The sequence below is a fragment of the Actinoplanes oblitus genome (assembly GCF_030252345.1).
Lineage (GTDB): Bacteria > Actinomycetota > Actinomycetes > Mycobacteriales > Micromonosporaceae > Actinoplanes > Actinoplanes oblitus.
This window is the reverse complement of the sequence record NZ_CP126980.1, coordinates 3,981,409-4,001,941: the sequence shown is the minus strand read 5'-3', so window position 1 is coordinate 4,001,941 and position 20,533 is coordinate 3,981,409. Positions and strand designations below refer to the sequence as shown.

General features: G+C 68.6%; 20 protein-coding genes. 12 read left to right on the top strand and 8 right to left on the bottom strand.

The features are described 5' to 3' along the window. Positions 1 to 19: 19 nt before the first annotated feature. The 4 genes from Actob_RS17995 to Actob_RS17980 all read right to left on the bottom strand — a co-directional run bounded on the left by Actob_RS17995 (position 20) and on the right by Actob_RS17980 (position 3,446). Positions 20 to 367, bottom strand: coding sequence for a hypothetical protein (locus Actob_RS17995; protein ID WP_284921376.1), 348 nt, complete (start codon positions 365 to 367; stop codon positions 20 to 22). Between the two features lie 72 nt (positions 368 to 439). After that, positions 440 to 1,816 carry an SseB family protein gene (locus Actob_RS17990; protein WP_284921375.1) on the bottom strand — a complete coding sequence of 459 codons (1,377 nt, stop codon included), beginning with the start codon at positions 1,814 to 1,816 and terminating at the stop codon, positions 440 to 442. A 9-nt stretch (positions 1,817 to 1,825) separates the two neighbouring features. Continuing rightward, positions 1,826 to 2,995 (bottom strand): SMI1/KNR4 family protein, encoded by a 1,170-nt coding sequence (locus Actob_RS17985; protein WP_284921374.1) that lies wholly within the window; start codon positions 2,993 to 2,995, stop codon positions 1,826 to 1,828. A 10-nt stretch (positions 2,996 to 3,005) separates the two neighbouring features. After that, entirely contained in the window at positions 3,006 to 3,446 is a 441-nt protein-coding gene (locus tag Actob_RS17980) for a YbaB/EbfC family nucleoid-associated protein (protein WP_284921373.1), read from the bottom strand. Positions 3,447 to 3,800: 354 nt separating this feature from the next. Between Actob_RS17980 and Actob_RS17975 the strand changes: the two genes are divergently transcribed. The 8 genes from Actob_RS17975 (at position 3,801) to Actob_RS17945 (ending at position 12,553) form a co-directional block, all read left to right on the top strand. Then, positions 3,801 to 4,943 (top strand): glutamate--cysteine ligase, encoded by a 1,143-nt coding sequence (locus tag Actob_RS17975; RefSeq protein ID WP_284921372.1) that lies wholly within the window; start codon positions 3,801 to 3,803, stop codon positions 4,941 to 4,943. 87 nt (positions 4,944 to 5,030) lie between these two features. Continuing rightward, on the top strand, positions 5,031 to 6,344 hold the full coding sequence (gene nhaA / locus Actob_RS17970) for a Na+/H+ antiporter NhaA (RefSeq protein WP_407653667.1): 1,314 nt from the start codon (positions 5,031 to 5,033) through the stop codon (positions 6,342 to 6,344). A 138-nt stretch (positions 6,345 to 6,482) separates the two neighbouring features. After that, positions 6,483 to 7,547, top strand: coding sequence for a GAF domain-containing protein (locus Actob_RS17965; protein ID WP_284921370.1), 1,065 nt, complete (start codon positions 6,483 to 6,485; stop codon positions 7,545 to 7,547). Positions 7,548 to 8,877: 1,330 nt separating this feature from the next. Then, positions 8,878 to 9,528 carry an endonuclease VII domain-containing protein gene (locus Actob_RS44035; protein WP_407653709.1) on the top strand — a complete coding sequence of 217 codons (651 nt, stop codon included), beginning with the start codon at positions 8,878 to 8,880 and terminating at the stop codon, positions 9,526 to 9,528. A 67-nt stretch (positions 9,529 to 9,595) separates the two neighbouring features. After that, positions 9,596 to 10,234: a hypothetical protein gene (locus Actob_RS17960; RefSeq protein WP_284921369.1), complete on the top strand. Its 639-nt coding sequence runs from the start codon at positions 9,596 to 9,598 to the stop codon at positions 10,232 to 10,234. A 178-nt stretch (positions 10,235 to 10,412) separates the two neighbouring features. Next, complete coding sequence (locus tag Actob_RS17955) at positions 10,413 to 10,811, top strand: hypothetical protein (protein ID WP_284921368.1); 399 nt, start codon at positions 10,413 to 10,415, stop codon at positions 10,809 to 10,811. 299 nt (positions 10,812 to 11,110) lie between these two features. Beyond that, a complete protein-coding gene (locus Actob_RS17950) occupies positions 11,111 to 11,362 on the top strand; it encodes a hypothetical protein (RefSeq protein WP_284921367.1) in 252 nt (83 codons plus the stop codon). 447 nt (positions 11,363 to 11,809) lie between these two features. Then, on the top strand, positions 11,810 to 12,553 hold the full coding sequence (locus tag Actob_RS17945; RefSeq protein WP_284921366.1) for a type II toxin-antitoxin system Phd/YefM family antitoxin: 744 nt from the start codon (positions 11,810 to 11,812) through the stop codon (positions 12,551 to 12,553). Positions 12,554 to 12,761: 208 nt separating this feature from the next. Here the strand turns inward: Actob_RS17945 and Actob_RS17940 are convergent, their stop codons facing one another. Both Actob_RS17940 and Actob_RS17935 read right to left on the bottom strand, forming a co-directional pair. Then, positions 12,762 to 13,568 carry a hypothetical protein gene (locus Actob_RS17940; RefSeq protein ID WP_284921365.1) on the bottom strand — a complete coding sequence of 269 codons (807 nt, stop codon included), beginning with the start codon at positions 13,566 to 13,568 and terminating at the stop codon, positions 12,762 to 12,764. 396 nt (positions 13,569 to 13,964) lie between these two features. Then, positions 13,965 to 15,500: an FAD-dependent monooxygenase gene (locus Actob_RS17935; RefSeq protein WP_284921364.1), complete on the bottom strand. Its 1,536-nt coding sequence runs from the start codon at positions 15,498 to 15,500 to the stop codon at positions 13,965 to 13,967. A gap of 109 nt (positions 15,501 to 15,609) precedes the next feature. Here Actob_RS17935 and Actob_RS17930 point away from each other — a divergent pair, with 109 nt between their 5' ends. Then, on the top strand, positions 15,610 to 15,849 hold the full coding sequence (locus Actob_RS17930; RefSeq protein ID WP_284921363.1) for a hypothetical protein: 240 nt from the start codon (positions 15,610 to 15,612) through the stop codon (positions 15,847 to 15,849). A 152-nt stretch (positions 15,850 to 16,001) separates the two neighbouring features. Here the strand turns inward: Actob_RS17930 and Actob_RS17925 are convergent, their stop codons facing one another. Then, the gene (locus Actob_RS17925; RefSeq protein ID WP_284921362.1) at positions 16,002 to 16,439 is read right to left on the bottom strand and encodes a VOC family protein; all 438 of its coding nucleotides are present in this window, start codon (positions 16,437 to 16,439) and stop codon (positions 16,002 to 16,004) included. A gap of 322 nt (positions 16,440 to 16,761) precedes the next feature. Here Actob_RS17925 and Actob_RS17920 point away from each other — a divergent pair, with 322 nt between their 5' ends. The 3 genes from Actob_RS17920 (at position 16,762) to Actob_RS17905 (ending at position 19,595) form a co-directional block, all read left to right on the top strand. Then, complete coding sequence (locus Actob_RS17920) at positions 16,762 to 17,694, top strand: LysR family transcriptional regulator (RefSeq protein ID WP_284921361.1); 933 nt, start codon at positions 16,762 to 16,764, stop codon at positions 17,692 to 17,694. A gap of 568 nt (positions 17,695 to 18,262) precedes the next feature. After that, the gene (locus tag Actob_RS17910) at positions 18,263 to 18,829 is read left to right on the top strand and encodes an ISAs1 family transposase (protein WP_284922336.1); all 567 of its coding nucleotides are present in this window, start codon (positions 18,263 to 18,265) and stop codon (positions 18,827 to 18,829) included. 70 nt (positions 18,830 to 18,899) lie between these two features. Then, the gene (locus tag Actob_RS17905; RefSeq protein WP_284921360.1) at positions 18,900 to 19,595 is read left to right on the top strand and encodes a uridine kinase family protein; all 696 of its coding nucleotides are present in this window, start codon (positions 18,900 to 18,902) and stop codon (positions 19,593 to 19,595) included. A gap of 181 nt (positions 19,596 to 19,776) precedes the next feature. Here Actob_RS17905 and Actob_RS17900 read toward each other — a convergent pair whose 3' ends face one another. Further along, entirely contained in the window at positions 19,777 to 20,520 is a 744-nt protein-coding gene (locus Actob_RS17900; RefSeq protein WP_284921359.1) for a spermidine synthase family protein, read from the bottom strand. Positions 20,521 to 20,533: the final 13 nt, after the last annotated feature.

The window sequence follows — 20,533 nt, the reverse complement described above, 5'->3', positions numbered from 1 at the left end:
ATTCCGGTGTCCACCGGGGTCACACGGCGCCCGCGATGTCGGTCGCGCCGCCCATGTCGGTGGCGTCGTACTGCGTCATCGCCTGCACCACCCGGCCGCCGATCCCGTCGAGCAGGTCACCGGCGGTGTCCAGCCGGTCCTGCAGCGCGTGCGCGAGCGTGCCCGCCTCGCCCATCGGCTTGTGGTACTGCGCCTCGAACGCCTTGCCGGCCTCGTCCCCGCCCCACGGCCGGTTCTGGTCGAGGGCCCGGATGTCGGCGAGCACCCGCTGCGCCTTCTCCTTGAAGTCCTGCGCCTCGGCCTGCAGTTTGGTGCCGACCCGGGCGGCGGCCGCCGGGCCCTCCGGCAAGCTCAGGTACTCACTCATCGGCGTGCCTCCCTCCCCGTCACCGAACCCTCATCCTCCCCACACGACAGACCCACCCACCCATGACAGATGTCATAGGGTCTCGCCCCGCAGCACGTTGATCAGCGACGGGCGCCAGTAACCCAGCTCGATGTCGTAGGTGCCGACCACCAGCTCCTGGCCGGCGATCAGGCGGATCAGCTGGGCGCCGTGCGGCAGCGGCAGCTCGGTCACCTGCCGTTCGGCCGGCCCTGCGGACTCCTCGTGCCAGCGCACCAGATAGCCGTCGTCGGCGCCGGTCGGTGCGGCCGGCTGGACCGGACCGCTGACCCGGTCGCCGCCGGCGGTCAGGAAGCGCTCCGCCACGTCCGAGCCGATCATCACCTGCACCCGTCGCATCTGAGCACCCATCACAGCCGGCGGGGCCGCAGTGGGCGAAATGTCAGCCGGGGTGTAGGTGGCCGCCGGGGAGGCAGCCTGCGGCGAGGCGTCCGGCAGCGAGGCAAGCGGCGCGGGTTCAGCCGGGGGCGCGACGGCCGATGGCGCGACGACCGGCGAGGAGGCGGCCGGCGGGGCGACGACCGGCGAGGACGTGGCTGCCGGGGCGACGGCCGGATCCGCCGCGGCCGGTGGCGGCACTGTGGACGGCCGGCTCGACTGCCGGCGTGACGTGTCGCGAAGTACCAGCTCCTGGGCCCAGCGCACCAGATCCGGCACCTGCGCGCCGGTGAACACGGCCGTCATCGCCGACCCCGAATTCACCGCGAGCCGGTACCGGTTGTCCGGCCACACCTGGGCCAGGGCCACGAACGGCACCCGGATCACCGGCGGCGCCTCCCCCGATCCCGGCCAGGCGTCGCGCAGCCGCCGCTGCGAGGTGAACACCGGCACCGTCGCGTCCCCGCCCGAGCGCCGCACCAGCCACGGGAACCCGGGACGCGCCAGGTCGCGTGGGTCGGCCGGGCCGGTCACCGGAAGCAGCACGTCCGAGACGACCAGCAGGTCCAAGTACACCTCGGCGTCGCCGGCCTGCTGAGCGGCACGCATCGCCCGCTCCCGCTCGTCGGCCGGTTCGAACGCCGGCTCAGCGGCCACCTCCTCGGCCAGTTCCCGCACCTGGCCCGGCCCCAGGTACGCGCCGATCGGGGTGTGCGGGCTGACCGCCAGCCCCCAGCTGTCGTCCGGCCACGCCCCGGCCAGTTCCGCGAACGTGACCCGCCGCCACCCGCCGGTGACCAGTTCCGTCGCCTCGCGCAGCGCCTCCACCGACGTGTACACCAGGACATAGGTCTGCCCGTCGCGTTCGCGGGTGAGCAGCCGCTGCCCGCCCTCGCCGCTGTCCGGGAAGCCCGGCAGGTACAGGTCGCAGGCCAGCAGCACGTCGGCGAAGCCGTCGGCGTCATCACGCGCCCACGCCCTCGCCATCCGGCGCTCGGCGTCGTTCGCCGCCGCCCACCCGGTCGACCTCACCCCGACAACCTAACTCAGCAGCGCATCAATGGAGGTCAGCCGGTTGCCGGCCACCGGCTGCCAGTCCGCGCGCAGCTTCGCCGGCAGCGCCGACCCGGCCAGCCGCGGGCGCGCCGGCCGGGTCAGGCCGCCGGCCACCAGGTCCGCGGCGACCTCCAGCAGCACCGCGGCCGGCCGGTGCAGCGCGGCGCGGAACCCGTCCCAGTCGTCGGCGCAGCGGTGCAGCAGCCGGGCGCAGATCTGGTCCGGCTCGAGGCGCTCGTCGTCGCGCGGATCGTCGTCGTCGAGGAACCACACGCTGCCGGTGTCCTGGCCGGCCACCCGCAGCACCAGCAGCCCGCCCTGCACGAACCCGACCGGCAGGAACTCCGGCGTGAACCGGTCGGCGAGCCACTGCGGCGCGTAGCCCAGATCCTGGTAGGGGTCGTCGCGGCCGAGCCCGAACAACTGCTGATCGGCGACCAGCCCCACGCCGGCGAGCACGCCCGGCTCGGCGGGTCCGGCGCCGTTGCCGTCGAGCAGGAAACGGCGGTACGCGGCCGGGAGGGCGTACCCCAAAAAGGTTTCGACCTCGGTCAGTGCCGCCGCCGGAACCGGATCGCCGGAGGTCCAGCGCACCGGCGCGGCGTCCGGACTCAGCCCGGGGCCGGGACGGCCCGGCGGCAGCGTGCGCGTGCCGCCACCGTGCCGGAACGCGGCGTGCAACTCGATCGGCACCAGCGCGATCCGCCGGGCCGCGCCGTCGCCGGTGACCGGCAGCCGCGTCCAGCACCAGCCGGCCGGTGTCGGCACCGCAGCCGGCCGGATGGCGTCCGGCGGGTTGGTGTCGGGCGCCGCGCCCGGCAGGATGGCGTCCGGCGGGTTGGTGTCGGGCGCCACGCCCGGCAGGATGGCGTCCGGCGGCGCGCCCGGCAGGGTGGCGTCCGTCGGCGCGAGGTCTGCCGCGGGCCAGAGCGGGTCGGCGCCGCGCATCGCGTGGTTGGCCGCGAGCACGTCGAAGACGCGCTGCTCGGCGGTGGTCAGCTCGGCGATCGGCGGGGGCAGCTCGACCAGGGCGCGGGCATACAGCAGCCAGTCGGGGAAGCCGTCCGGGCCGATCAGCACACCCTGCCGGTACCGCACGCGCAGCCCGGCCGGGCCGGGATGCAGCACGCTCATCGCGTGCCGCGCGGCCGGCATCACCGGCCGGTCAGGACTCGCCGGCGGCATCGAGGGCCCGTTTCAGGTCGCCGTCGTGCTGGCGCAACAGCTGGCGTACGTCGAACGGCCGCTCCGCCCCGGGCGGCAGGATCTGGTCGACCTTCGGCAGCTTCGCGTCCACGATCGCCGCGGTCTTCTCCACTGCCTGCTCGACCGCCGCCCGCGCCGTCGCCAGGATCGTCGCGGCCAGCGCCCCGGCGTTCGGCTGCCGGTAGACCCGGGGGTCGATGCGCAGGTCGACCAGCTGTCCGCGCGGCCCGACCACCACCGTGATCAGCCCGTCCGGCGACGTCGCGGTCCCGGTCACGGTCAGCACCTGCCGCTGCGTCTGCGCCGCCTCGCCCACCGTCTGCCGCAGCTCCCGCACCACACTCAGCAGCGCGGACGGATCCACCCCGCCCCGGCGGCCACCCGCCCGATCGTCAGGCACAACCGCTCCTACCGGCACGAACTCCCCGCACGGCCGACTCCTCCCCGGTGGACCGCTGCCCTCCCAACGGCGCCACCCGAGCCTATGCGATCCCCGACCGCACCACGACAGCCACGTGCGCGACCAGTGGATAGCCGAGGCCATCGTCGTGCAGCCGGATCACGCCGGGCCGGCAGCCCCACGGCACGAGCATGCGGCCAGGGCACGCCCGGTGTGGGCGGGAGGCGGCTCCGGGCGTACCGGAAAGGGTGTTGACTTTCTGCTCAGATCGACTGAATTCATCGATATAGGATGATGGGGCAGCGCTCGCCCGGCTGCTTTCTGGCCTGCTCGACCAGCACGAGGAGCCGGATCATGAGAGTCGACTTCTCCCCATCGCAGAGGTCACGTCTGGGCATCGAATGGGAGGTCGCCTGTGTGGACCGGCGCAGCGGTGAGCTGGCTCCCGCCGCGCCCGAGCTGATCGCCCGGATCGGTGCGGCCGAGGGATATCCGCACGTCACGACCGAGTTGCTGACCAACACCATCGAGATCGTCAGCGCGCCGCACCACCGCGTCCGGGACGCGGTCGCCGATCTCACGCACCTGGTGGACCGGGTCGGCGCGGTGGCCGAGCCGCTGGGCATCGACCTGATCTCGTCGGGCACGCACCCGTTCAGCCAGTGGTTCCAGCAGCGGGTCACGCCGGGCAAGCCACGCTACGCCACGCTCATCGACCGGACCCGCTGGTGGGGCCGGCAGATGATGATCTGGGGCGTGCACGTGCACGTCGCCGTCGACGACCGGGACAAGGTGTTCCCGATCATCGACGGGCTGCTCACCTATCTTCCGCACTTCCAGGCGCTCAGCGCGTCGAGCCCGTTCTGGGCCGGCGAGAACACCGGGTACGCCTCCAACCGGGCGCTGATGTTCCAGCAGTTGCCGACCGCCGGGCTGCCTCCGCAGTTCACCAGCTGGCGCCAGTTCGAGGCGATGGTCGCCGACCTGACGCACACCGGGGTGATCGAGGAACTCGCCGAGCTGCGCTGGGACATCCGCCCCTCGCCACGGTGGGGCACGATCGAGGTCCGTACGTTCGACGGGATCTCCACGGCGGACGAGATCGGTGCGCTCGCCGCGCTCACCCAGTGCCTGGTCGAGCACTTCTCCCGGGAGCTCGACGCGGGCCGGGCGGTCCCGCGGATGCAGCCCTGGTTCGTCCGGGAGAACAAGTGGCGGGCCGCCCGGTACGGCCTGGACGCGATCATCATCCAAAACGCCGCAGGGCACGAACGGCTGGTCACCAAGGATCTCGACCAGTTGCTGCCGGTGCTGGAGCCGGTCGCGGAGGCGCTCGGGTGCCCGGCGCAGCTGGCCGCCGTGCGCGACATCGTCGACCGCGGGGCCGGCTACCAGCGGCAGCTGCGGATCGCGGCGGCCAACGACGGCAGCCTCAAGGCGGTCGTGTCCGCCCTCGTCCGCGAACTGCGCGACGGGTTGCCGCAGCCGCAGCCGTGACGCCCGGCGGCAGACGGTAGGTTGAGGGCAGGTGTGCCGGGAAGTCTGGTCGGCGATGGTTCCGCCGTGCCCAGATGAAGGAGTCCCGTGCCCGACATGTCGCCTCGTGCGCACCGTTTCCTGTTCGGCCGCGGGAGCTGGCCGGAGACGCGCCGGATCGGTGACGTGCTGCGCGCCGAGACCGTCGGCGGGGCGCTGCTGCTGGGCGCCGCGCTGCTCGCCCTGCTCTGGGCGAACTCGCCGTGGGCCACGGCGTACCAGGATCTTGTCGCGCTGGAGATCGGTCCGCACCGGCTGCACCTGCATCTGACTCTCGCCCAGTGGGCGTCCGACGGGCTGCTGGCGATCTTCTTCTTCGTCGCCGGGCTGGAGCTCAAGCGCGAGTTCGTCGCCGGTGACCTGCGTGACCCGCGCCGGGCGATCATGCCGGTGGCCGCGGCGGTCGGCGGGATGGCGGCACCGGCACTGATCTACGTCGCCGTCAACGCGGTCGCGGCCGGGGGCATGCTGTCCGGGTGGGCGGTGCCGACCGCCACCGACATCGCGTTCGCGCTCGCCGTGCTCGGGGTCATCGCCACCCACCTGCCGGCCGCGCTGCGCACGTTCCTGCTCACCCTCGCCGTCGTCGACGACCTGCTGGCGATCGTCATCATCGCGGTGTTCTACACCAGCGCGCTGCACCCGCTGCCGCTGCTGGCCGCGCTGGTCCCGCTCGGCTTGTTCGCGGTGCTGGTCCAGCGGCGGGTGCGGTCCTGGTGGCTGCTGCTGCCGCTGGCCGCCGCCACCTGGGCGCTGGTGCACGCGTCCGGCATCCACGCCACCGTGGCCGGCGTGCTGCTCGGCTTCATGGTCCCGGTCGTCCGCCGCGCCGACGGGCCGGGCCCGGGGCTGGCCGAGCACTTCGAGCACCGGTGGCGGCCACTGTCGGCCGGGGTGGCGGTGCCGGTGTTCGCGTTCTTCGCCGCCGGGGTGTCGCTGTCCGGGGCCGGCGGGCTCGGCGCGGCGCTGCGCGACCCGGTGACCATCGGCGTCGCCGCCGGTCTGATCGTCGGCAAGTGCGTGGGCGTGCTGGGCGCGGCGTGGCTGGTGCGGCGGGTCACCCGCGCCTCCCTCGGTGACGGGGTGAGCTGGTGGGACGTGCTCGGCCTGTCGCTGCTGGCCGGGATCGGGTTCACCGTGTCGCTGCTGATCGGCGAGCTCGCGTTCGGGGCGGACAGCGCGAAGGACGAGCACGCCCGGATCGGCATCCTGGGCGGATCGCTGGTCGCGGCGTTGCTGGCGACGGTGGTCCTGCGCATCCGCAACCGCCACTACCGGCAGGTGTGCGCGGCCGAGGAACTCGATTCGGACGCGGACGGCGTGCCCGACGTCTACCAGCAGGACGCCGTCCCGCCGCGGTGAGGCCGGCCGGTGCTTCCACGGAATGATTCGGGCGGGTGCCCGATGGCCGCCGGTGGCGCGGCATGCCAGCATGGAGGTCGCGAACCGCGACCGACGTCTGCGTGCACTCTTCGGCCGCCCGGCGGAGAAGGCAGTGGCATGCGCTCAGAGGACACCGCGGATTCTCCGGAGGGCGGGCCCGCCGTCGGCTGGAACGCCCGGCTCGGGGAGTCCGCCGACTGGTTCGCCACCGCCGACGCGCTGGGCGACGAGTTGGTGCCCGAGCTGGCCGACTGGTGCGCCGTGCACGTGCGTGCCGGCGTGGTCGAGGCGTTGCGGGCCGGCGCCGCGATGCCGCTGGCCGAGTTGAGCCAGGCACTGCCGGTGCCCGGCGAGCCCCTCGAAATGATCACGCTGCGGCATCGCGACCCCGAGCGGGAGCCGGTGATCCGGCACTGGGCCGCCGAGGTTCCCCTGCACACCGGTGACGCCTACGGTGCCGGGCGGGTCACCGCGACCGGCACCAGCCGCTTCCTGCCGCAGGTGCCGGACGGCATGTTGCAGTCGGTGGTCACCGACCGCGACCAGCAGTCGAACTTCCAGCGGTTCGGCGTCGCCAGCTCGATCGTCGTGCCGCTGTGCACCTCCGACGGCGCCGTGCTCGGCGCCATGACGCTGATCCGGGAGCTGGAGTCGCACGCGCCCTTCACCGAGGACGACGTGCACGCCGCCGAGCGGTTCGCCCAGTCGGCCGCCGACGCCCTGGACAGTTCCCGGATCGCGACCGTCACCGGCGAGCCGGCGCTGCCCGACGCGGGTCTGCGGCGCATGGCCACCTGGCGTCCGCGGCAGCCCCGCGACGCCGGGGTCAGCGCCGAGGGGCGCGCTTGGGCGAGGCAGACGCTGCCGGCGCTGCTGAACCGGGAACCGTCGCCGGAACTCGCCGACGACGTCGACCTGGTGTTCACCGAGCTGATCAGCAACGCCGTGCGGCACGGCGGCGGCCTGCGCGAGGCGCAACTGGCCGACCTGGGCCGGCACCTGCGGCTGGTCGCCGTCGACAACGATCCCCGCCGGCCGGCGATCCGGACCCGCCGCGCCGACCAGCCGCACGGCCGGGGCATGCACCTGATCAAGGCGATCGCCGACCGGTGGGGCACCTACCGCCACCACGCCGAGGTCGGCAAGCGCGTCTGGGCGGACCTGCTGGTCGGCGACGCCTGACCTTGTCACTGATGGACCTGAGTCGTGATAAGGCTCAGTCCCACCTTGTGGCGGACAGGGGCGTGACGATTGCGGGAGCCGGGCGGGCGGCCGGATCCTGGGTCTGGTTGCAAGCGCTGGCAAGGGGCTGGTCGCGCGGAAGTTGCGGAACTCTCCCCGCACGCGCCCGGGGTGAGTCGTTCCGGAGCCGTGAGGCGTTCCCAGGGCCGGCGCATTTCGTGAGCGAAGGGCCGGGCGAGATGCAGCTAAGTGTGCGCGGCCAGCACGAGGAAGGTCCACCGGTCGGATCGCGGAGCTGTGGGGCGCTCCAGCCGAGCGTCTGTTCCAGCAGGCCGAAGGTGTGCTCGATGTCGAAGCGGCGCAGGAACGCCTGCCAGCACCGGTCCACATCCTCGGTGGTGGCATCGGTCTTCGACCACCACGACCACAGCGGCTTCGGCTCACCGCGGCTGGGCAGATGGCGGACGGTGAGCCGGAAACCGCGTTCGAGATGATCGGCAGCGCCTGGGCATGGTCGGCACAGGGCGACCGACGGGTCAACCTTGGATGCAGCCGGTTCCGGGCATGCGCCTTCACCAGCCTGTACAGGCGGGTATCGGTGTGCGTCACCGCGTCTTCGGCGGCCCAGGGAGCCGGAGTCACCGAAGACGAACTCACCCCCGCGCTTGGCCGGGCGCCCGCCCAGTGGCTGGTAGACGTGCGGTGGGGTGGGGCAGCGCAGCATTCGGTCCGAGCGCAGCCGGCCGAGAAGATATCGATCGGTAGGTCGCGTAGCCGACAGGTGCGTGGGTCTTCGTAGCGGCGTCGAGCGCGATGAGGATGTCGCGGTCTCCGAGCGTCCGCTGTTCCCGCGTCGGTGGGGCGGTCGACGAGCTGCCGGATCTGCGCGCACGTGAGAGCAGCCACGGCTCCACGCGCTCGACATGCCGAGGCGTCATCTACCCAGGTACCGATTGGCGCTCAGGCACAGCCAGTCAGCTCGAAAGCGCACCCTACGAGTGCACCGATCTGCCTGGGGTCGCGCTACAGAGCGTCACCGACCGCTCGGCGCTGGCCGGTGCCTGGTCGTAGCCGAAAAGAGCCGCGTAGAGGTTGCTCGGTTCGGAGGGCGTCCTGCCGACCAATAAATGCGGTGCAGGGTCGAGCTTGCTCGCCTCCGAGTCCGGTCCGCCCTTCGCCAGCGTTGATGCATGATCAGACCACAATCGATGATCGCAGTCACCGCACCACCGAAGTGATGCAAAGTTAGTACTAGTATCAATGTGTGAGCGATGACGCAGGTTTGAGCCCATCCCAGAAGCGATGCAGCCGATGCCATCAGGTCAAAGACATGACCGCTTTCCGGCGGCGAGACCCGCGGAGTCCCAATGCTCTCAGGCAGCCAGGAGCGACCTGCGTGGCTTGTTTGGACGAGAGAGCCAGCGCCACATCAAGAAAGCCTCGACGGAAATCCATCCGCCCTCTGCGAGTGCCCACCCACTTGATCAACGCCGTCATCCACGTGGCGCTCCCCGGATCTGGATTTAGACTGTGCGGGTATTGCGATCGCACGCGTGCTCAGGAACTATTCACCAGACCAGGTGGCAGGTCCACGAAGACCTGCACGGAGTGCCTGGACGAAAACAACACCCGAATCAACGCCATCCGTCGCCTGGATGGCGTGCGCGAGAAAAACCTCCGCCAGAAGTACGGCATTACACCCGACCAGTATGATGCCCTTCGCGTGGCCCAGGATTATCGATGCGCCATTTGCGGAACACACGAAGATGACATAGTCGTCATATCCCGAGGCCGACCTCGGAAAGATGGATCAGACCGAACTGCATCATTCAAGCTCGTGGTTGATCATTGTCACAAGTCGAGCCGGGTTCGCGGACTCTTGTGTGCTCAATGCAACCTGGGCATTGGCAGCATGGCCGACAACCCTACCTACCTAAGAGCTGCAGCGGACTACTGCGAGCGCAACCAGCCGACCAATTAGACTTCCAGTGGGCTCGAGCCAGGACTGTCCCACTCACTCTCATAGCCGCGTTGATGGTGCGCCAGCCGTGCGCAGGATCGTCACTGTTCGTACTGTCGCGGGGTCGGCGGGTGGTTACAGGGACAGCACCGGCGGACGTGATCACGGAACGACGGCTAGGTGGCCGTACGGCATGGCACGTGCGTATGCCGTCGGCGAGCGCCGGAGTGTGATCATGGAGAGTGTGAGGGCGAACGGATCTGTCGTAAGCAAGGCACTACCGGTGTTGGTCCTCAGTTGGATTCTTGGCATCGCCTTGTTGGTCGTGTCGCCCTACGGCGCCGTCGCCCAGGACCGGTTCCGGCATGCCCCCACGTGTTCGCAGGGCCAGGTGTTCACCTCGGCGAACTGCCGGATCACCGTCGACGCCACGATGACCGCGCTGACGCGCGAGCAGGCCTCGATGATCGTCGGCGGCCGTCAGGTCTCGGCCGCGGTGCTGCTGCACGGACCACTCGATGAGGTGGCCGGCCTTCCCGTGCGGGCGACGTTCTACCAGGGCGTTCTCATGCACATCCAGGGCGGCGACCTGAATTTCGACACCGCCGCCGCACCCGGGAACCACGTCGGCGAGCTCCGCTTCGGCGGTTTGTTCTTCCTGATCGCCGGTAGCTTCGTGGTCGGCGTCCAGGTGTTCCGGAACGCTCGCCACGCCGACCGCCGGTAACGAACCCGGCTACCGGCGGGACAACGCGCGGTCGAGGCTGACCATGTCCGCGAGAGCCGGGTTCTGGCGCGGACATCAAGCGACAGATGTACGGGCGAGCCGGATTCGACGTGCTGCGAAAGCGCGTCCTACTCGCTGGTTGACCAGCGAGCGAGCAGGTCGGCACTAGGCTCTCCCGATGCGCTATCTCACCCGGCAGTTCGCGATCGGCGCTCTGCGCCGAGGCAACGGCATCGAACAGTTCCTCGGCGGCGTCGAGATCAGCGGCGAACGAGCCATCCGGTGGGTGGCGATCAGCCCCATGAACAGGCAATACCGAGTCTCGCTCCACACCGTGCAAGACCCTGATGACGAACGGGTAGGCGACCTGCCCAATCTCCTCTCGCTTGACCCCACCGACGAGGCGTACGTCGGCGAAGGCCGAGAGTTAGCCCGTAGCGGAGACGCGGAAGAAGCGATGGCGCTCGCCGAGCACCTCACCGACGCGGATCCCCAGCGCTGGGTCAACCACGCGGTGGCCGGCGAGGAATACATGGACTACGTCAGAAGCCGACGAAGCACTACCCAAGCGCCATAGCCAGCAAGATCAATCACGGAATTCGCGCTAGAGCCCGAAACTCGACTCGGGCGCGAATACCGTTACTGATCTTGCGTAGGAAGGTGCCGTTACCGTGGTGCGGTGATCAACCTCCAAGTACGTGAAGAGTCCGTGCGGATCGTGGCCGGTGCGCGTGGTACCTGGGGACACCCACTCAGTGGAGCGACGGCACTGCCGGCTCGCTCACGCATGGCGGATGAGCGCACTGAAATCGCTCGTCGACCTGGTCATCTGCGAAATCGGTTGAGCCGCCATGATCGAGCTGGCACCCTCCGCGCATGTCAACTGACGACGAACATGCAGTCACACTTCGACTGACCTCCGATGAAGCCCTAGTACAGTTCGAGTGGCTGCACCGGTGCGAGGATCGAGATCGGGTTGTGCCGCCGGAGCATCGTGGCGAAGAGGTGGCGTTGTGGAACTTCTCCGCTCTGCTGGAGCGCGAATTGGTTGAGCCATTCCGCCCCAGATACCGAGAACTGGTTGAACAGGCAAGAGTCCGCCTCGCTGGCGAACATGCTCCGCTCTGAGGAGCCGCAACCTCATACGGGAGTTCCCACCAGGCCGCGCGGACGGTCGGCGGCAGAAGAGGGCGCCGTCTCCAACCCAGAGGCGCAAATCTAGGAACTACGCAATGCCCACGGATGCGCCCATTCGCACGGGCAGCTCGGAGATCCGCCCAGCAGACCTTCAAGCCAATCTTGTCCCTACAAGAATATATGGCACCCAATAATTGCCACAATCATTAGAATCATTAATCGCAACGTTCTTGCATTGTTCGATATGGCGTACCGCACTAATCGGAAAGCCTCTTCAAGCACAGGTTCCATCTTTCCTCATTTGCTACTCGGCATATGCACTCCTTGGTGGCGGAGGCGCCCTTACATACTTCATCGCCGTCGACCAAACGCACAAGTTCCGATCTGTACAGGCATGTACAAGACGTACGCCACACTGGCCTTCGATACCATTTACCCATGACGGCTGGTGAACATGAAACCTTAGTTTCTTTCACATTCGCACGAGGAAATCTACCTAAGCTTGTCGATCGAGCGGCAAGCGGTGAATGGATCACTATCCTTCGGCACGGCAAGCCTGTTGCCAAGCTGACCCCGCCGACCGCCCAGAAGTGGCGCGAGTATGCGGAGGTCTTCCCGGCGGGACTTACCACTGAGGTCCAGGTGCCCGGCGACCTATGGCAGGCGCTCCAGCTCATCACTGCCATACGGGCAGGCGCAGCTGAACTGAAGGCTCATGGCAGGCGATCCCCTGGCTCATCCCCCCGCGCACTTGTCGGAGCTCTCATGTCCATGGCCTACTGCCTCTTGAAAACTCCTGCTGAACTAGATGAAATCGCTAAAGAGAACGAAGATGAGACGAATGATTATCGCGATCTTCCGTGGCAGATCGTCCGCCGTGCGGTATCGGCCGGCATGATGGATGCTCTTGTAGCACCGCTGGTAATGGGCGGCCTGACCGAGATTATCTTGGTAGGCGAATCGGCTGCTGACTGGCGAAACACGATCGGCGTTCCCGTGGGACCTCACGAGTTAGTAGCGTGGCTGCAGGTTTGCCGCATCCTTGCCGATCTCACCGATGAGGAAGAGGGCGAAGGTGCAGCCGACGCTATCATGTTTGATTTCCAGGAGGAGGTTAGTCGAGAAGCGGTGCGTGGCCATTCCGGCGAGGGCGATGATCAACTACGCCAGGGTGAGCGTTAGAGATAAAGGAGCCGAGACCGAAATCGGCTCCCCCATGTCTACATAAATTAACGGCCCAGTCGCTGATGCAACCGTAGCCGAACCTGCACGGCGGCGCCTATGTTACGGATGCCTGCGACTCACTCAACTCGGCAGTTGATAGTGCCAAGAATAGGCACGGTGAGCAGTAACGGGGCTGTGCCGTCTGCCGATACGCCGGCGAGTCGATTCAGCAGGAGGGATGCTCTGCCTGCGAGCGGACTGACGCGTCGGGGTCCTGTCTGAGGATGGCGCGGATGTGTGGTGGGGTGATGAGCGCGGTGGCCATCCACCACCGGACCTCTACCGATCGATCTCGGGCGAGCCGCTGGAGGTCCTCCTCCTCCAGGGTGACGGCGCGAACGAGTGCGGACCGGACCAGCGCTGAGCGATCCCTGGCGAGGACGCGGCGTTGCTCGGCCGTCGTGCGGGCGTTCATTGCCGCGCCGGCTCTTACCTTGGCGACGGAGTCGGCGCTCAAGGCGGCCAAGGCGACCGGATCAGCCGTTTCGAAGGCAAGTTCACTGCGGACGTTGACGGAGCTGTCGGCAACGAGCGCCGCTGCTACGTCGAGGGCAAGGTCTTTGCGGTAGACGAGCTTGAAGCGAAGATTCTCGTCGGGGGACGCGCAGATGGCGCGCTGCACGTTTTCGTCGCACCCGGGATTGTCGGCCACCTTCCAGCGGACGTGCGGGTGCGGATCGCCGACGAGCCGGATCAGGTCTTCTCGGGATGTCGCCGGGTTAGCTGCCACCGCTTCCCGCACATCCCTGTCGTCGTCCGACGCGAGCTTGTTAAGCACCGTTCGCGTCAGATCCGAGCGAACGGCAACGGCCCGGCGAATTCTCTTCGACGGGTCGACGGCCAGGCGTTCGATGATCCCGGGTGGCGTCTCCGAATTCTCCGCCACGGCAAGCCGCGTCGCGACACGCTTACTCGTGGAATCCCTGAGGAGGCTTTCTTGGTGCACAACCGCTTCCTTATCCGGGTTCCTCACCCCTTCACGTCTACCATTGGACCCCACCTGGCCGCGGGCGGGTCAGCGGTTCTCTTGAAGCGGCCAACACGAACAGGTAGTGGCCTCAATGTGGGAACCCATCCATGGTTCGCATATGTCCGCAGCGACCCGTTTACCGGGAAGGCCTGGCCGACGTCTGCGCCGGACAGCGCCGCCTTCAGGTCTCGGATGATCGCTTCGACGTGCTCGTACCAGTCTGGCTGCTGCCGGACCTGCAGACTGAGCTCCAGACGAGAGACACGACCGTCACGCAGCGGGGACGGGCCGAACCACTGCGCCAGCAGCGAACCCTGCGGTGCGCCGGGCGCTCCGACATCACCGAAGCTACACGCTGTGCCAGCCGGGCCGTGCCGTGTGCGCAATGTCGGCGGCCCGTCATGCTATGGGCGTGCCGAACCAAAAGGTGAGGGCCTCCCGCAGCGCCGGTTCGGCGGTGTCGGTGGGTTCGTCGAGGGTGGCAATCCAGGCGATGTAGGCGTCCGGGCGGATCAGGAGCATGTCGGCCGGACGCTGGTCGGTCTTGGCGGCGTGGAGATCGATGCGGTGCCGCCAAGGCTCGGCGGCCTGGCACAGGTCCGGGCGGTCGGCGAGATCGAGCAGGATGGGTCGGGCGGATTGCGCGAGTTCCGCGACGGTGGTCACGCCCCGGTCGGTGTGCAGGGTGAGGTCGGGTGCGAAGGCGCCGACGAGCGGGTGGGGGCGTGAGCCCGGCGTGGGGTAGCGGATGTCGGCGCCGGCGACGAGCGCCGCCATCCGCCGCAAGGGCTGCTCATCCGTGAGTAGTTCCTGCACAACGGTCCGCAGCGCTTCGGCGGCCGGGTCGTGCCCGCGGCGCAGTGCGACCTGGGCCTGCGTGTGCAGCATGGTGCGGGTGCCGGCGAGGCGGCGTTCGTGGTCGTAGGTGTCCAACAGGTCGGCCGGTGCCCAGCCGTGGATGTCGGCGGCGAGCTTCCAGGCGAGGTTCACCGCGTCGAGCATGCCGGCGTTGATCGCCACACCGGTGGCCGGGAAGAGGTGCGCCGCGTCTCCAGCGAGCAGGACTCGACCGCTGCGGTACCGTTCGGCCAGCCTGGCCTTAAAGGTGAACCGTGACAGCCGGAGCGCTCCGCCGACGGGCAGGTGCGCGCCGAGGACCCGCCGAACACTGTGTTGCAGCTCAGGCACGGTCATCGGCTGGTCGTCGTCGTAGTCGGTGGTCTCGTCCTCAACGGTGTAGACGGACACGACCTTGGAGCCGGGTGACGCGCTGAGGCCGAACAGGCCGGTGCCCGTCCGGGTGAAGCCTGTCTGGATCGTGCCGAAGTCCGGGACGTCGATTCCGCCGCCGTCGAGCACGGTGACGGTGTCGGGCACAGTGACCAGTGCCAGGCGGTTGACCTCGGCATAGTCGGTGCCCGGAAACGCGATGCCGACCCGGTCACGCATTCGGCTGCGTGCGCCGTCGCAGCCCACCGCGTAGCAGGCGCGCAGCCGGTACGGCCCGTCCGGGCCACTGATGTCCATGGTCACCGCGGCGGCGTCCTGGCGGACGGCGACCGCTTCGTGTCCGCGACGGATCTCGACTCCGAGTTCGCCAGCGAGGTCGTCGAGCAGGCTCTCCAGCCGCTGTTGGTTCAGCGGCAGGGCGCGCAGCGGCGGGTCCGCCAGTCCGGTGAGGTCCAGGTGCAGGCCGCCGAATGGGAACCGGGCGGCCGGCTCGGGGCCGTCGCACGCCGCCACGAACCGCTCCAGGAGACCCCGGTATCGCAGCAGTTCGAGGATCTGACCCCCGAGGCCGCCAGCCTTGGGGGTGTCGCGCCGCTTCGGCTGCCGTTCCAGCACCAGCGGCCGTACACCGGCCAGGCGCAGTTCGTTGGCCAGCATGAGGCCGGTTGGGCCGGCCCCGACAATGATCACGTCGGCGTCGGTCACCGCTCCACCTCGCTGCGGTGTGCGGCGCGGCCACGCTGCGGCCATTCACCGAATGTGTGCTGTCGCATGTGCGATGGGTTCCCATCTTGGTCTGAGTCGGGGGGAAGTCTTGCGTCATGGGCGAGACCAGGGGCGTTGGCTGCTCGGCGAACCGCACCTGATCGCCGCCGCCATCGGCGCGATGCTCGGCATGTTCGGCTACGCGATACCGTCCACCGGCCAGCCCGAGGACGACGACCGGATCGTCGACTCCCTCACCGGCCTGCTGTTCACGGCTGACCGGACCACGCCTGGCATCGGAGCAGTAGTGACGCCGCCCGGCTCGGCGGCCTCGCTCCTCACGCGGTGATTCGTAGAAGTGCAGCCGCTCGCCGGAGCGGAGGCACCTCGTAGCCGAGTTCCCCCGTTCCGTCAGCATGCGGCGGCGGCAACGATCAGTCCGGGCTGTTCCCAGTCAACGGCACAGCCGCAACCGCTCGGTCTCGAGGAACGGGTCCTGGCTCATTCGGCGAGCCCGTTGTCGGCAAGCCATCGCGGGTCCGGCGCCACCATCTGCAGCACCTCCACCAGCAGCCCGTCCGGCCCGGCGACCTGGAATCGGCGCTGCCCCCACCCTTCGGTCGTCAGCGGCATCACCACCGCCAGCCCGGCCGAGGTCAGCCGAGCGAACTCGGCGTCGACGTCGGCGACCAGGAACGCCAACAGCGTACCCACGATATTCTTGCCCCGGGTGACCTGCGGCCACGACTCGTGATCTCGCTGTACGAAGTCCAAGCTCAGATTCGGGTGCTCTGGGTGTTGCGTGTTCACATACCAGCCCAGGTCGATACCGCCCTTGAACCCGAAATGCTCGACGAACCACGCCGCACTCACGGCAGGATCCTCGGCGGCAACCGCCACGCCCATCAACGTGAACCGCACAAAGCCCTCCAGCTGCATCGTGGTCGCCGTATCCGTCACGGCCGACCGTATGAGGTCCCCAGAATGGCCAGCCAGGCCATCACCATCAACGGCGAAGAACGTAACCAGCCATAACGCATCGCTTATCGCGGCCCTTCGTCGCCGGCGGCGATGACGATCGGCGGGCGACCGGACCGTTCCGGCCGTGCCTTCACCACCCCTCAGCGACGTCTCATCAGAGCCGGAAGCCCCTCGCAGCCTGCGATTATGGGGAGACGATGGGTAGGCGGCGCAGCCGCGGGAACCGGCGGACCGGCACAACAGATATCCCCGCGCGACAACCGGTAGGGTCGATGATCTGATGGTGTTCGCCACGGGGGTGCAGGTGGAGCTTCGCGATATCGAGATCTTTCTGGCTCTGGCGGAGGAGTTGCACTTCGGGAGGACCGCGCAACGGCTGCACGTCTCGCAAGCACGGGTCAGTCAGTCGATCAAGACAACGGAACGTCGCATCGGCGCGCCGCTGTTCGAGCGCACCAGCCGCGCCGTACGCCTGACCCGGCTGGGCGTGCAACTGCGGACACAGCTTCAACCCGCGTATCGGCAGATCGTGGATGGCATCGAGGCCACGGCGACCGCAGCGCGTGGCGCCGGCCGGAGCCTCACACTCGGCACGATGGGCGCGACCGCACAAACCCTCGGCGACATCATCGAGGAGTTCCGCACCCGGGAGCCCGCGGTAGAGGTCCGCTTCCGTGAGGTCCATCCGCCAGATCCGTTCACCGCCCTGCGGTCCGGCCAAATCGACATTGGTGTCCTCTGGCTACCGGTCCGAGAGCCTGACCTGACCGTCGGCCCGGTCCTGCGCATCACACCGATCATGGCAATGATGGCCAACACACACCCGCTCGCCCGCCATGCCTCCATCCACCTCGAAGACCTCGGCGACTACACGGTGCTAGCACCCAACGGGCCAATCCCGCAGTACATGGAAGAGAGCCTCGTCCCGTTCCACACCCCCAGCGGCCGCCCGATCCCACGCGGGACCTGCGTCAGCACGTGGCAGGAGGGGTTGACCACGGTAGCCGGAAGCCAGACGATGGCCCTGACACAAGCCGAGGCCGCCGACTACTACCCGTGGCCAGGCATCGTCTACGTACCGGTCACCGACGCCTTACCATCGCGGTGGGCACTGGTATGGCGCAACACCTCCGAGACCGACCTCGTGCGCAGCTTCGCCAAGGTGGTGGCCGAGGCCGGCGCCGTGGCTCAGGGCGGTTGCGTAGTCGGTTGAGGGGTGCTTGAGCTGGGGTTTTTGGTGGGGAACTGGCGAGATTCTGGGGTCCATGTAGGACGGGTGCGGCCCGCTGGTGATCATGAGTTTGCGAAGACCATGAGCCAGAACAGGACCGCACCCGCTGATGACATCATTACTGACCGAGATCGTGCTGCCGCAACGACTCCCACACGTGCCGTGCCCGACCACGGTCACCGATGGTGACCGGCGGAGTCTGTTCATCGCGTTGGAGGTAGTGGCTGACCCGCGGGATCCGCGTGGACGCCGGTATCCCCTGGTTGCCATCCTGGCGGCAGCGGTGTGCGCGGTGATCGCCGGGGGCGTGCACGTTCGCCGCGGTCAGCGACTGGGTACGGTTCCAGGACCGCACGGTGTGGGCCCGGCTCGGATTCGATGGCCGGGTACCCGCCGCGACGACGGTGTGGCTGCTGATCCGTATCGACGCCGCTGTGTTGTCGCAGGTCCTGGCGTGCTGGCTGCAGAACCGGACAGTGCTGGTCCCGGCGGCTGGTCACTGGTGGCACCGGGTCATCGCCGTCGACGGGAAGGTCGAGCGTGGTGCCCGGTGGGAGACGGCCGTCAGGTCCATCTGCTCTCGGCCTACGACACCAGCACCGGCATCGTGCTCGGTCAGGTCCAGATCGCCGCGAAGTCGAATGAAATCCCCGCGTTCACGCCGCTGTTGCGGCTGATCAAGACGGTGCTGGGGTCGCTGGATGGCGTGCTGGTCGTGGCAGATGCGTTGCATGCCCAGGTCGGGCACGCCGCCCTGCTCGCCGAGCACGGCGCGCGTCTGATGGTCACGGCGAAGGCCAACCAGCCGAAGCTGTTCGCCCAACTCAAGGCCCTGCCCTGGGCGCAGGTTCCGGTCGGGGCGCAGACCCGCGAGACCGGTCGCGGCCGTCAAGAGACCCGCACCGTCAAGGCATTGACCGTCGCGACGCCGGGCAGGCTGGGATTCCCCAAAGCCGAACAGGCTGTCCGGATCACCCGCACCCGCACCCGCACAGTCAAGGGCAAGTGCGTGGGGTGGCGCTCGGTGTTGCGTCACCGTGACGCTATGGCGAACGCCCTGTGTGCCCTTCAGCCCGGGCGGCGTTGCCGTCGCGCTCGGGGCGCTTCTCCAGAGTGACGTCGATAACGTGAGGCACTTGGTCTACCGGTCCGGGTAGGGCTTGGGCGTGTCGGCTAGAGACAGGTTGATGATGCATCTTCATCCAGGTGAGATCGAGGCTGTTGGCTGGCGGGCAGTAACCGTGCTCGACGTTGTACGGCAACTCCGCGACGCATCTTCCGAGGTCAGCGGTCGTCCGCGGGTGATCGCCATCGACGGGCGCGGCGGTGCGGGCAAGACGACTTTGGCTGAACGGCTCTGCGAAATGGTGCCGGACTCGGCCATCGTGCATACCGACGATGTCGCCTGGAACCATGCCTATTTCGACTGGGGCGCGGTGCTGGCCGAGAACATCCTGAAACCGTTGCACCAGGGTGCGGCGGTCGACTTCCGCCCCGACGCGTGGGCCGCCCACGACCGGCTCGGATCCATCGTTGTCCCCGCAGGAGCCGAGTTCGTCTTCGTCGAGGGCACCGGCGTCATCCGCGAGGAGCTCGCGGCGTGGCTGGACGCCTCGGTGTGGATGCAGGGTGACCTTGATGAGCAGGAGCGTCGGTTGGTCGCCCGGGACGGTGCTTCGCCTGAGCAGTTGGAGCATGTAGCGAACTGGCTGCGCGAGGAACTGCCGTTCCTGGCGCGTGAACAGCCGTGGGCTCGCGCCACCATGATCGTGGGTGGCCCTGCGCCGATCGACCACAACCCGGACACCGAACTGGTCGTCGCCCCGCCGACAGCGACCGGGAGACCGCTTCGACCGAGCCTGCGGCGAAAGCGGGGAGGATGAGCAAGGGGTCGAGCTGGTCGTCATCGACCTCAACGAATCCTCGGTCACCGTGACGGGTTTCGGAGGAGACGCGTTGAAGCCTAACGTCATCATTTCTGGCGAACGCCCTCTGACGTAAAGATCAATCACTCTTCGGGGGAGAGCACCTCGAAGTCGCCTACCGCACCGGCCGCGCGGTGAGCTAGTCCGCGGCGACAGGCTGATCGGGCGGAGCCGCCGTCGCGAGATAGACCGTGTTGGCCGACTGTCCCCCGGTCAGCGGGTTGCCGAAGGTCACCACGTGCGCGGTGGCCGAGGCGAAGCACTGCGCCAGCATGGCCAGGAAACCGTCGTCCGGCGCGTCGTCGGACCACAGGCCGAACACGCCGCCCGGCCGCAGCCGGCCGCCGAGTCGGTGCAGGCCGGCGGTGGTGTACAGGTCGGCGTGGGTGGGATCCAGCACGTTGACCGGCGAATGGTCGATGTCGACCAGGATCGCGTCGAACTTCCGGTCCGGTACGGCCGGGTCGAATCCCGTCCCGTCGCGCAGCAGGGCGAAGAAGTCACCGTGCAGCATCGTCACCCGCGGGTCGGCGGTGAGCTCGCGCCCGCCGGGCAGCAGGTCGTCGCGATGCCAGTCGATCACCGGGGCCAGGGCCTCGACAACGGTCAGCGAGCGGACCCGGTCGTCGGCGAGCGCGGTGCGGGCGGTGTAGCCCAGCCCGAGACCGCCGACGACCACGTCGCAGGCCGCCGCCGGCAGGACCGCCAGGGCGAGCCGGGCGAGTTCCTCCTCGGCGACGGTGAACAGGCTGGACATGAGGTACTCGTCGCCGAGCTTGACCTCGTACACCTCGGTCTCGGTGGTGGGATCCCGGCGGCGGCGCAGACTGATCTCGCCGATCCGGGTCGGAGCCCAGCCGAGCTCGGCGAAATGCGGCCGCATGTGCCCTCCCTCG